Genomic DNA, 12,763 nt, shown 5'->3' on the forward strand with positions numbered 1-12,763 from the left:
CACGGCGATCGACGGTGAGTCAGGACAGACGGTGACTCAGGACAGCACGGCGTCCAGTTCCTTGAGCAGAGCAGCCTTGCCCTTTGCTCCGACGATCTGCTTCACAGCCTTGCCATCTTGGAAGAGAATCATCGTAGGAATCGACATGACCTTGAAATCACGTGTGGCCTGCGGGTTCGCATCGATGTCGAGCTTGGCGATGGTGAGCTTGTCGGAATGCTCGGCCGCGATCTCTTCGAGGACCGGTCCGACCATCTTGCACGGACCACACCACTCGGCCCAGAAGTCGACCAGAACGGGCTTCTCGCTGGCCAGAACGTCTTGGTCGAACGACGCATCGCTGATGGTGACGGTGTTCTTCTCGTCGGACATGTGTGCTCCTCGTAGATAGGTAGTGCAGATCGGCGGGTGGGGTGGTCAGACGCTGACGGCGTCGACCGGTTCGTCGGCGTTGGACAGCGTGTTCTCGGTGATGTCACCCTTCTCGGCCAACCAGCGCTCGGCGTCGATGGATGCAGTGCAACCGGTACCGGCCGCGGTGATGGCCTGCTGGTAGACGTGGTCGACCAGGTCGCCGGCCGCGAACACACCGTCGATGGAGGTGGCAGACGTGGGCGAGGAGACCTTCACGTAGCCGGCGTCGTCCAACTCGACCTGGCCGCGAACGAGCTCGCTGCGCGGATCGTGCCCGATGGCGACGAAGACTCCGGTGACAGGAAGAACGCGGCTCTCACCGGTACGGGAATCCCTGATCGACAAGCCGGTCACGCTGGTCTCGCCTTGCACCTCGAGGACGTCGGCGTTGGTGACGAAGGTGATCTTCTCGTTCGCCTTCGCACGCTCGAGCATGATGCGCGATGCGCGGAATTCGTCGCGGCGGTGAACGATCGTGACGCTGCGCGCGAATCGAGTCAGGAACGTGGCCTCTTCCATGGCGGAGTCGCCACCACCGATCACGGCGATGTCCTGATCGCGGAAGAAGAAACCGTCGCATGTGGCGCACGCACTGACACCCCGGCCCAGGAGGGTCTCTTCGCCGGGCACGCCCAAGTAGCGAGCTGCTGCGCCCATGGCAAGAATGACGGTGCGAGCTGCGAACGTCTCGCCACCGACAGTGACCGTCTTGATGTCGCCGGTCAGCGAGAGCTCGTCGACATCTTCGGTGCGAATGTCGGCGCCGAAACGCTTGGCCTGCTCACGCATCTGCTCCATCAGGTCGGGTCCCATGATGCCGTCGCGGAAACCGGGAAAGTTCTCGACCTCGGTGGTGGTCATCAACGCTCCACCGAACTGGGTTCCTTCGAAGACTAACGGTGCGAGTTCGGCGCGTGCCGCGTACACCGCAGCTGTGTACCCGGCCGGACCGGATCCGACGATGATCAATTCGTGAACGTCTGGAGAAGTCATCTCCGCCTTTCCAAAATAATTCCGAAAACAAAGGCCTTGTAGTGGCTTCAACAGTAGATGACGCCGCGATGTTCCAAGCCTCGAGAAAACCCCCACCGGCCTTCCCGCGAATCCACCGGCCGGCCTCCGGCCTTCCCGCAAATCCACCGGCCGGCCTCCGGCCTTCCCGCAGGACCTAGCCGACGTCCTTACGGGACACGGTGTCGGGCGTTCCGGCTCCGCAGCCGTCGCCGACCGCCAGCGCGGTCAACGTCGGGGCCACCGGGCCCGGCACGATGAGAAGAGTGGCGCGTCGACCGTCGATCGTGACCGACGAACTACCGAGCAACGTGGCTGCGGGGTCTATTCCGTTGGCCTGCAGACATTCTCGTAAGACTCGAGGGTTCGCGAACGGGCCGTTGTCGTACCGGCCGATCGTGCCGGACACCAGGGTGCCCTCGATTCCGGTCGACGTCCCCTCGGCGAGTGCGGGCGGTGTGTCGGGTGCGGACGTCAACGTTCCGATACCGACCACCGCGGCGACGATCACCACTGCAGCGGCGGCCGCGAAGGAGAGCATGGCGTGTGTGGAGGAGAACCGGCGCGACGACGGTCGCGCTCGCGTGAGCGTCGAATCCAGCCTGTCGCGTACCCAGACGGGCACCTCGGCACCGGCGTCGAGGTCACTGCCGCGCGCGGCGAGCAGGGACACGACGTCGTCGAGCGACTCGATCACCTCGCGCGAGGCCGGGTCGGCCCGCACCACCGGCCACAGACGAGCGGCCAGTTCGGGATCCAGGTTGCCGGCGTGCAGATCGGCCAGCAGCTCGTCCGAGAAGGGAGGCGCAGGGTCGGATGCGATCTCGCGATCGGTCATCTACCCACCTCACCTTCCGCACCCGCCGTGTCCACTCACTCAGTTTGACGCCCCGCGGCTACGAACGGTTCCCGTGATCTTTCAACGACTTCAACTCCAACGCCAGTTTCTGTCGCCCTCGGGCGCACCGGCTCTTGATCGTCCCCACCGGAACGCCCAGTTTTTGAGCCGCCTCGGCCACGGTGAGGCCCTCCATGTCGACCGCGACGATTGCGGCACGCTGCTCGTCGGGCAGCGCGAACAGGGCCTTCTCCACCACGATCTGCATCTCCACCTCCGCAGTCCGATTGCGGAGCTCCGGCGGTTCGTGACCGTCCTCGGCGAGGGGAATCGTGGGTCGGACGCGGTTGCGCCGGATTCGATCCAGGCAGGCGTTGACCACGATGCGGTGCAACCAGCTGCGCACGGCGGCGTCCGCGCGGAATGATCCCGCCGTGCGGTGGGCGGACAGCAGCGCTTCCTGCAGCGCGTCGGCAGCGTCCTCGGGTGAGTAACTGGATCTACGCGCGGTCAGCCACAGGTGGTCGTAATGACGGCGCACGAGAACGCCGAATGCCGCGGCATCCCCCGCGATGTGCGCCGCCAGGAGTTCACCGTCCGTCGCGTGATCCCCGGCGACCCCCCGATTGAATCGCACCCGCGGATGTTAACCGACGATCGGTCGGTTTCGTCGGCCGAAGAGGGCATCCGGTCGGTTGTGACGGAACCCTGGTCGATCAGTTGGTACCGGTCACTCCGACATCGGCGATCGTGGACCGGTTGTTGCCGTCCGCGGTGCTCAGATCGGTGATCCAGAACAGCAGGTGGTCGACGGGACCGTCGGGCCGAACGGCAATCTCGGTGAGGCCGTTCGTCAACGTGCCCGACCCGATGACCTGGGTCTGATCGAGTGTGGGCGAGGAATCGCTGGCCGACCGAATCTCGACCACCGTTCCCGGTGACGGGGAATTGATGTAGACGCTGGAGATCGTGCTCGGGCTGTCGAGGGTCGTCAGCAGGCCCACACCGTTCTTGAGCGACGGAAACGGCTGGAAGTACGAGTCGGTGTCCCAGACGGTCGACGGATTGTTGTCCAGCACGTTGTCGACGGTCCCCGGGTTGTCCGCGCTGCCCTGCGGCGAGAACACCTCGACGGACGCGATGGGGATCGGTGTGCTGGCCGGTGCGGCGGAGGGAGCAGCGGTGTCCCCGGGCGCCGCCGGCGCGGCGACGGTGGTGGTCAGTCCGAAGTTCTGCTGAGTCAGCGGAGCGTCGGAACTACCGCCGGTGAAGAAGTTGGCAATCCACCAGCCGAGAAGCCCGAGAATGACGACGACGACGGCGCCGAGGCCGACCATCGCCGCGATCATCAGGTTGGACTTCTTCTTCTCTGCCGCAGTATCTTCCGGATCGGCGAGGGCATGGCCGGTCGAGCCGGGCGTGCGTTGTCCGAGACGAAGAGCAGGGATCATCTCGGTCTGCTCGTTGACCACCGCGGCCTGGCCGAGGATGTGTTGAACCGTTGCCGCCGTGCGGATTCCGGTGTTCTGCTCGAGGGCCCGAACCGCCACGGCGGAGATCTCGAACGGCACGTCCGGACGGATCGCACGTGGTTCCACGGGGGCACCGACGCTTGTTCGGTCGGCCAGGGCCATGCCGCCGACGGTGGCCGAGCCCTTGCCGGATGTGCCGTCGGGGCTCGGCGGTTCGCCGAGGGGCCAGCGGGCTGTGATCAGTGCGTAGAGCATCGCGCCGAGACCGCGCACGTCGGCACCGGGATCGGCGTCGCCCAGTGTGGCCGGGAAGGCAAGCACCGCATCGCCTTTGGTGCTGATGCGCACGCGGTCGGGATGATCGATCGACAGGGCGCCACCGCCACGATGCGCGGCTTCGGCCGCAGCGGCCAGTGACTTGATCGCGTTCGCGGCACCGATGGGCGACGGGACGGTCTCCGCCATCTCACGCAGGGAACGACCCCGTGTCCATTCGGCCACGACGATTCCACCGGAGCTACCTCGGACGACGTCCAGCACGCGGGCGAGGCCCGGCGAATTGATGCGTCCGAGCCGCAGGGTGCGAGAGAGCACGGCCTGCGGGCCGTCGACGTTGCTGGGCGACTCTCCGCCGGCACGCTGGTCGGCGTCGACGAAGGTCAGTGCCACTTCGCGATCGAGTTTGACGTCGTGGGCCTGCCAGAACTTCAGTCCACGGGCGCCACCGTGCGGAGCGAGGAGGCGGTAGCGACCGCCGGCGACGGAGGCGCCGGGAATGAGCTGTGGGCCGCGCAACGGTGTGCGCGGGCTGTCGGCCCCGCCCATGGGTGGGAGCACGGGTGCGCCGGTAGGAATCATGCCGGTGTCGACGGGCGTTTCGCGGGCGACCTCGGCAGCCTCGTCTCGGTCTGCGGCCTCGTCCGGGGATGCTGCTGCCTCGGTGGTCGCTGCTTCCGTGACCTGACGCTCGTCGGTGTCGGTGGACACCCCACCGGGAGTCGTGTCGGCTCCGGTTTCGGAGGGGACGCGCCCCCCCGCAGCCTCGTCGTCGGTCAAAGCAGCTCCTTCACCTGTGTTCGGTGCGTCCGTGTCGATGTACGCAGGAAGGACCGTCGTCTCGGAATCGTCCGCCGGTCCGTTCCGCGGATTGTCCCAGTCGGAGGCACTCCGCCGGGCACCAGGGTACGGGAGTGCCGCCTCAGGGGGGACAGGAGTGGAGCCTGGTCGCGAGGGGCCTGAATCCGTGCGGATAACGGGTATCAGGTCGGTTTCGTCGAACATCGGATTCGGTTGTCGGCGACCGGCCTCCGGCCTGCCCGGTTGCCGGCGACCGGCCTCGGGCAGCGGAGTACCGCGGCCGAGCTTGCGACTGACCGCCGCGACCACGGCCACGATCTCGGGAATGTGGGCGAAGTAGAGGATCGCGAACACGATGAGCATCATCAGCGCGCCGTCGAACGCGACACGCAGGAGAGACCCGGCTCCGGACGTCAGGTTGCCGAGACCCAGCAGCCGATCGGCGCCGTACATGACGGCTCCGGCGAAGACGGTGGCACCGAGCACCACTCCGACGGTCCGTTGGACGCCTGCGAGCTTGAGGTCGGCGAGACTGCGACGCAGCAGCATCCATCCGATGACGGCGCCCGCGGTGTAGCCGAGACCGTTGGCCACACCGAGAAGGAGAACGACCTGACTGTCCTGCGTCGCGAGCACGGGGGCGAGGGAGGACAACGCAATCTTCACCGAGGTGATGCCGATGACGATGTAGGTGGGGGTCCAGGCCTGCTCGCGGGCGTAGAAGACGCGGAGGTGAATGAGGACGAGCGAGTACGGAATGAGGGTGAATGCCGAGTAGCTGACGGCCTCACCGAGGCGGCCGGCGTCGGATCCGAAGTTGCCGTAGCCGTAAAGGGCTTGGCCCACCTGAGGTCCGGCGACGGTGAGGAATCCGATGACGGGGATGAGCGCGAGCATGGTGAGGCGGGTCGCAACGGAAAGGTCGTCGACCACGGCGGGTGTGTCGTTCGCGGCGGCGTTGCGGCTCAGGCGAGGCATGATCGCGGTCAGCAGCGTCACTCCGAGCACGCCGTACGGGAGCTGCAAAAGCAACCACGCGTTGTTGTAGATGGCCGGTCCCGCGACGTCGGCGGTGGACGAGATGCGCGTTGCGAAGATCATGCCGACCTGGCTGATCATGACGTAGAGGACGATCGCGACGGCCATGCCGCCGAACTGCTTGAGGCGAGCGTCCAGACCCCACAGCGGGCGCAGGTCGATGTGGTTGCGACGCAGTGCCGGAACGAGGGTCAGCACCTGCACCACCACACCGGCGGTCACACCCAGACCGAGGACCAGCAGCTTGGGATCGCTCAGCCGCGTGGGGTCCAGCGAGATGTCGCCGGGCACCAGCAGATACACGACCAGCACGATCAGGACGACGACGTTGTTGAGTACCGGTGCCCACGCACCGGGCTTGAAGTTCTGCCGGGTGTTGAGGATCGCCGTGAACAGGGCCGAGAGGCCGTAGAACATGATCGCCGGGAGCAGCAGGTACAGCAGGGCCGTCGTCAGCCCGATGTTTCCCTTGCCGTCGGATGCGAGGAACAGGCTGGTGAGAACGGGTGCAGCAGCGGTGGCGAGGACCGCGGCGACCACGAGCATCGTCAGTGCGGCGGTGAAGAGGCGACGAACAAAGGCGGTGCCCTGGTCGTCGTCCTCTCGTTCGGCGCGCACGAGCACCGGAACGACGATGGCGGTGAGCACCGCGCCCAGGACGAACTCGGAGATCATGTTCGGGATGACGCTGGCGACGGTGTACGAACTTGCGACGAGCGGACCGAGAACCGTGAGGAACATGGCCTGCTTGAAGAAACCGGTGATGCGGCTGAGCAGCGTGGCGATGGCGATGGACCCGGTTGCCGATAAGAGTTTCGACGTCGATTGGGTGCTCTGGACGGGTTCGGGCTGCTTCGACGTCGACACGGGGGGTGCGGGCGGCGGTCGGGGAGGCTGACGCGGGGGTTGGCGCAAGGGTTGCCGCGGCGGGTTCATGGTCCGATCGGTGGGCGGTCCGGGTCGTCCCGTCCGTGGGGGTATCCGCTGCGGTGCTGCGCGCTCGCCCGGCGCTCGGATCGACGGCGCGTCGGCGTAGTACGGATCGTCGGGGGTGATGCGGCGTGGTTGTGCCCGTTGCGTGGGCGGATCGGCACGCTCGACAGTCGGCTCCGGTGGGGTTTCGACCCTGGGTGGCACCGGCCGTTCCCACGGTGCCTGCGGAGCAGAACTCGCGCGGTCCCCGCGTGGTGTGCTCCCCGTCATGGACTTACCTCTTACCCTTCGTCGGCTGGATCCGGCTGTCCCCGGAATCGGTGCCAGAGACGCCGACCCGCGAGAAGCAGCAGGAGAACCCCGGCCCCCGCTGTAATTATGGCCAAAGCTCGACCGTACGCATTGGAACGAACGTTCACCGTGGCCGGTTCACCCAACACCGTTCCGTCGGCCGTCGTCAGGCCAAGCTGCACCACCATCTTTTCCGAGTCGCTGACCCGCGCGGGCACCTGCAGCGAGCGGCTCCCCCGTGGCGGCAGCAGCGTCGGGCCGATGTCGTCGACCTCCATCGCGGGCGGCGCGTCGACGGCCAGCCGGACGGTGATGCCGATCGGTAGATCGTTGCGTGCGACCAGCAGAAGCGGGCTCTGCTCGGACGCGAGAGTGAACACACCACCGGGAGCGATGATGCTCACCGACGCAAGGGTCGCATCGACCTCTCCGCGGACGTTGCCCACTCGAATCGCGGCGGCGGTCTCTGCGTCGGTGCGCAGTGCGCCGCGGCGGTCGGAGGTACTCATGGCCCGGAGCAGGTCTTCGCGCATCGGGTTGGTGAACCGTTGCGGCGTCAAGGCGTTCTGTGGGTCGTCGACCAGCGCCGTCATCAGTGAATCGATGCGGCCCACCTGACCGGCCGCTCCGTCCCGCACGGATGCGGGTGCACCGTCCGCGGCCGCGGCCTGTGGGTAGGACAGCGTCGTCGGAGCGGCAGTGACTTGGCGGCCCAGGAACACCGACCAGGGCCGCGGAGTGCCCAATCCGGATCGCAACATGCCCGATACGGTTCCGAGGACGGCGCCGGCCTCGTCGGCGTCCGCGGTCCATCCTTGCGGGGGAACCACGGTGAGAGTGCGCTCCCGGCCGGGCGTCGGGGTGAGCGATTTCCAGGTCAGGGCACCGATGGCATCTTGCAGACGCGCAGTTCGTGAATCCTCGGCGAGGTCGTACACCTGATCGCGGGGGGTGAACGACGGTGTCTGCGGTTGGTCGCCCAGTGCCGCGAGCGCGGTGGCCGACGACGGATCGAACAAGGCGGCTTGGATCGATCCGGTCGGCGACTCGGGCACGGCGACGTTCACCAGGTCCTGCGGTTGGTCGCCGGCGACGGCGTTCGCCGCGACGAGCGCGGTGCTCTGACCCTGTTCGGCGAGTGTCGCGGCGGTGGTGTCGTCGACGACGCCGGAGTCCGGCCAGGTGAGCCCCTGGCGGGACGTCACCCCCAGAATCGTGTCGACGACGTCCGAGGGTGTGGACACGGCGCTGGCCGTCAACAACGGATCGGCGATCTCCGCGACGGCGGACAGATCGGTACCGGCGAACGGCACCGCCGTCACGCACAGCTTCGACGCCAACGCACGGACGCGGTCGAGCCACGCGGCAGCGGCGTCTGCCCCGGTGCCGTCGTGGGACGGCCCTGTGGGATCGGCCGGGTTGTCGACGACGAGGTATCCGCGCGTCATGTTGGACACGGTGACCAGCAGATCCGGGTCGACGGCGAGACACACGCTGTTGGCCAGCGACCCACCGGGATCGACCGCGGTCCCGGTCGCGAATTCGAGGGCCGAGACCAACCCCTCGAGCCGGCCGCCCGACGCGAGGGACGAGGCCAAGTCGTCGTCGACCAGTCGTACCTTGTCGTCGAGAGAACCGGGATTGCCGGCGGCGAGGCGCGGACGGTCGGCGAGCGGCCAGGCCACCGAGACGGCGACAGGGTTCGCGGTGTCCGGGGGAAGAGGAGCGGCCGTCGGAGCAGCCGGGTCGACGGCCAGGGGGTCACGGGGAACACCGAGGACGGGCAGCAGGAAGCGGGCGTCGTCGAGTCGGGCTTGCTGGCCGTAGTCCGGTGCACCGTTGACGTTCACGAGCATCGGGAAGATCCCGGGCGCGGTGATGTCGAGGGACGGCCCGGACGGGGATCGCAGCGGCATGGACAGCGTGAAGGGCGCGGATCGTCCGACGTCGAGTTCGTCGGTCAGTGTCACGAAGTCGCCGACGGTGTCGAAGACGTCCTGGTCGAACGTCAGCGCCGTGCGGAGCTGTTCGGGAGCGGACACAGGAGCAGCACGCTGCAGACGCACTGCCACCTCGTCGACCACGCGGTCACCGACGTTGCGGACGGTTCCCGTCACCGTCACGGTGGACGGGCTGCTGGTGGTGACCGTCGTCGGGGTGACGGAATCGACGGACAGCGCGAGGAACTGTGCGTCCTGTGCCTCGGCGGGGGCCCGTTCTTCGGTGGGCTGGGCGTCGGTCGGTTGTGCACCGGCGTCGGGAGACGCGAACAGAACGAGAACGAGCACGGCGAACACGACCGACAGCAATCTGCGGCAGGAAGACCCCGGGCTCATTCGGCCGAGGGACGGTCTGGACCGGTGTCGGAGTCCATTCGGGCGATCATTTCGCCGGCCAGCTCGGCGAGCTTGCGTTCGTCGGCGTAGGCGAGTTTGGAACCGAGCTCCTCCAAGGGAACCCAGGCAACTTCGGTTACCTCGACGTCGGCGTCGGACAGTTGCCCACCGAGAAATCGCAGTAGGTAATGGTGGACGGTCTTGTGTACGCGTCGACCTTCGGTGACGAACCAGTAGTCGATACTGCCGAGCGGTGCGAGAACGGTGCCGCTGATGCCGGTTTCCTCCGCCACTTCGCGCATGGCGGTCTGCTCGGGCGTTTCACCCGACTCGATGTGTCCCTTGGGCAGCGACCACAGCAGTCGGCCGCGTCGATCGGTTCGCCCGATCAGCGCGGCGCACTGTTTCTCCCGCGGTCCGTCCAGCCCGTCGACGACCAGGCCACCGGCCGAGGTTTCGCGGACCGTACGCAGGGCCGGTTTTTCACCGGAGCGAGGGCGCCGCCGAACTCCTCGGCGGTTCCTTTTCGCTCGCTCGGCACCGGACACCCGCCCGATACTAGTTCTTTCTCTGTCCTGCCCCTCCGCACCGCGCCCGCGACCGTGCCCGGGGGCCGGTACGACCACGTCGGTAGGCTGCGTCGTCGTGGCCGATTCGTCTCGAACTTCCGACGTCGGTCGCCGTGACCGTCTGCTGGCCTCGGCGACCGTGGCTCTGCGAGACCACGCCGACGTCCTCGGTCCGCTCGGCGCTCGATTCGCCGAGAAGGGGTTCGAGTTGTACCTCGTCGGTGGCAGTGTGCGCGACGCTCTGCTCGGGAGATTGGCCGACGATCTCGACTTCACGACCGACGCTCGCCCTGCGGACGTGCAGAAACTGTTGTCCGGCTGGGTCGATCATCAGTGGGACACCGGCATCGACTTCGGAACGATCAGCGCGGTCTGGCGCGGCAAGCAGATCGAGATCACCACCTTCCGCGCCGACCAGTACGACCGTGTGTCACGAAACCCGCTGGTCACGTTCGGTTCGACGCTGGAGGACGACCTCGTCCGCCGAGACTTCACCGTCAATGCGATGGCCGTCCGCCTCGGGGCCGACGGGTCGCAGGAGTTCGTCGACCCGCTCGGTGGGCTGGACGCCCTGCTCGACGGGGTGCTCGATACTCCGGGAGCGCCCGAGACGTCGTTCGGCGACGACCCCCTCCGCATGCTGCGGGCCGCCCGGTTCGCGGCGCAGCTCGGATTCACACTCCTTCCGCGGGTGTTCTCCGCGATCACCGAGATGGCCGATCAGATCGACCGCATCACCGTGGAGCGGGTCGCCGTCGAGTTGGACAAGCTGATCCTCGGCGAGTTCGCCGTCGACGGGATCGAGGTCATGTGCGAGACCGGTCTGGCGTCGCGCATCCTTCCCGAGATACCCGCGATGAAGCTCGAGATCGACGAGCATCACCAGCACAAGGACGTGTACTGGCACTCCCTCACCGTGCTGCAGCAGGCCATCGACCTCGAGGACGGTGACCCCGACCTGGTGCTGCGGTGGGCTGCGCTTCTGCACGACATCGGCAAGCCGGACACCAAACGCAACGAACCCGGCGGCGGCGTCAGCTTCCACCACCACGAGGTGGTTGGGGCCAAAATGGTGCGAAAGCGCTTACGCGCGTTGAAGTTTCCCAAGAAGCTGACCGACGACATCGCGCAGCTGGTGTTCCTGCACCTGCGGTTCCACGGGTACGGCAAAGGTCAGTGGACGGATTCGGCGGTGCGCCGCTACGCCACGGACGCCGGCGACCTGCTTCCCCGGCTGCACAAGCTGGTGCGGGCCGACTGCACCACCCGCAACAAGCGCCGCGCCGCCGCGCTGCAGGCGACGTACGACGACCTCGAACAGCGCATCGCGCGCATCGAGGAGCAGGAGGATCTGGCCAGGGTTCGCCCGGATCTCGACGGCAACGCGATCATGGAGTTGCTCGGCATCCCCGCCGGCCCGGAGGTGGGACAGGCGTGGAAATTCCTGAAGGAGTTGCGGCTCGATCGAGGCCCGATGGACCGGGACGACGCGGAGCGGGAGCTACTGGCGTGGTGGGCGAGCCGCCGCTCCCAGTAGGAGCGCGAGCGCGTAGACGACCGCGCCTGCGTACACCAGCACCTGCGTGTGGTCGACGAACACCGCCGACACCGCGATCGCTCCGACGAACGCCACGTTGAAGACGGTGTCCTGCAAGGAGAAGACGCGTCCGCGGTGGGCGTCGTCGACGTCGAGCTGCATGGCCGCGTCGCCGGTCAGCTTGATCGTCTGGCCGGCTACACCGAGGAAGAACGCGCCGACAACGATGACGTCCGGGGTGAGAGTTGCGATCAGCAGTCCCTGAACCAGCGCGGCGGTGAACAGCCCGCCGGCGATCGTGCGTCGGCGGCCGATCCGAGGAATCAGTACCGGCGTGAGGAGCGCGGCGAGCAACATCCCGGCCGCGGTCGCCGTGAGTGCGACACCGAATCCGGCAAATCCGGCCGGCACTACTCCGTCGGAGGTGTTCTCGCGCAACAGCAACACCATCACGAGCGTGTCGATCCCGAACACGATGCGGTGCGCACCGATGCCGAACATCGCGGCCAGCACCGACTGTGCGCGCCACACCGACGCGGCGGCCGAGGCGAACCCGCGCAGGACGTCCCCGACTGCAGAGGTGTTGCCGTCCCCTCCCCGGCCCAGTACGCCGGCGCGGAAGCCGGCTGCCGCAGCGATTCCGATCACGGACCCGATGATCGACAGGCCGGTCGCCACGGCCCCGGCCGCGTCCCCCGACCCGACGATGCCGATCACGGCAACGGCGACGCCCGCCCCGGCCGCTGACACACCCGAGCCGACGGTGGCGAGGACCGAGTTCATCGGCACCAGCCACGACGCGCGCACCACGTTGGGAAGCGACGCCGACACCCCAGCCAGAACGAACCTGCTGACCCCGACCGCCGCGAGTGCCGTGACGAGCAGCGGGGTGTCACCCCCGCCGGTGGCCAGCAGAACCGCTGCGACGCCTATCAGGATGCCGCGCAACAGGTTCGCCCACAGCAGTACCGAACGTCTGTCCCACCGGTCCAGCAGCGCTCCCGCGAACGGACCCACCAGCGAGTAGGGCAGAAGCAGTACTGCGAACCCCGCCGCGATCGCAATGGGGTCGGTTTCCCGTTCGGGATTGAACAGGATGGCGCCACCGAGCGCCGCCTGGAACATCCCGTCCCCGAACTGACCGGCGAACTTCACCACGGTCAGTCGGAGCGCGCCGGGCGATCGGCGCAACCGGGTGCGCACACTCGTCTCGGCGGACATGACGAGACACTATCTCCCAGCCAATC

At 67.4% G+C, this 12,763-nt stretch carries 9 protein-coding genes; 1 reads left to right on the forward strand and 8 read right to left on the reverse strand.

The features are described from left to right. Positions 1-36: 36 nt before the first annotated feature. The 7 genes from trxA to IEW02_RS00860 form a co-directional block, all read right to left on the reverse strand. The gene (trxA, locus tag IEW02_RS00830; protein WP_188542825.1) at positions 37-372 is read right to left on the reverse strand and encodes a thioredoxin; all 336 of its coding nucleotides are present in this window, start codon (positions 370-372) and stop codon (positions 37-39) included. Positions 373-417: 45 nt separating this feature from the next. Beyond that, positions 418-1,407 carry a thioredoxin-disulfide reductase gene (gene trxB, locus IEW02_RS00835; protein WP_188542826.1) on the reverse strand — a complete coding sequence of 330 codons (990 nt, stop codon included), beginning with the start codon at positions 1,405-1,407 and terminating at the stop codon, positions 418-420. A gap of 175 nt (positions 1,408-1,582) precedes the next feature. Next, on the reverse strand, positions 1,583-2,263 hold the full coding sequence (locus tag IEW02_RS00840) for an RsmA family anti-sigma factor (RefSeq protein WP_188542827.1): 681 nt from the start codon (positions 2,261-2,263) through the stop codon (positions 1,583-1,585). A gap of 58 nt (positions 2,264-2,321) precedes the next feature. Continuing rightward, positions 2,322-2,900, reverse strand: a complete 579-nt coding sequence (gene sigM, locus IEW02_RS00845; RefSeq protein ID WP_188542828.1) for an RNA polymerase sigma factor SigM — start codon at positions 2,898-2,900, stop codon at positions 2,322-2,324. Between the two features lie 79 nt (positions 2,901-2,979). Further along, positions 2,980-6,786 carry a lipid II flippase MurJ gene (locus IEW02_RS00850; RefSeq protein WP_188543914.1) on the reverse strand — a complete coding sequence of 1,269 codons (3,807 nt, stop codon included), beginning with the start codon at positions 6,784-6,786 and terminating at the stop codon, positions 2,980-2,982. A gap of 278 nt (positions 6,787-7,064) precedes the next feature. Next, on the reverse strand, positions 7,065-9,410 hold the full coding sequence (locus IEW02_RS00855) for a DUF6049 family protein (protein ID WP_188542829.1): 2,346 nt from the start codon (positions 9,408-9,410) through the stop codon (positions 7,065-7,067). Then, positions 9,407-9,958, reverse strand: a complete 552-nt coding sequence (locus tag IEW02_RS00860; protein WP_188542830.1) for an NUDIX hydrolase — start codon at positions 9,956-9,958, stop codon at positions 9,407-9,409. The genes IEW02_RS00855 and IEW02_RS00860 overlap by 4 nt, the downstream gene beginning before the upstream one ends. A 97-nt stretch (positions 9,959-10,055) precedes the next feature. On the opposite strand from IEW02_RS00860, the gene IEW02_RS00865 reads away from it, so the two are divergent. Next, complete coding sequence (locus IEW02_RS00865; protein WP_188542831.1) at positions 10,056-11,516, forward strand: CCA tRNA nucleotidyltransferase; 1,461 nt, start codon at positions 10,056-10,058, stop codon at positions 11,514-11,516. Here the strand turns inward: IEW02_RS00865 and IEW02_RS00870 are convergent. Then, positions 11,481-12,737: an MFS transporter gene (locus IEW02_RS00870; protein ID WP_188542832.1), complete on the reverse strand. Its 1,257-nt coding sequence runs from the start codon at positions 12,735-12,737 to the stop codon at positions 11,481-11,483. The genes IEW02_RS00865 and IEW02_RS00870 overlap by 36 nt on opposite strands. Between the last annotated feature and the right edge of the window lie 26 nt (positions 12,738-12,763).

This window comes from Rhodococcoides trifolii, from assembly GCF_014635345.1.
GTDB classification, from domain to species: Bacteria; Actinomycetota; Actinomycetes; order Mycobacteriales; family Mycobacteriaceae; genus Rhodococcoides; species Rhodococcoides trifolii.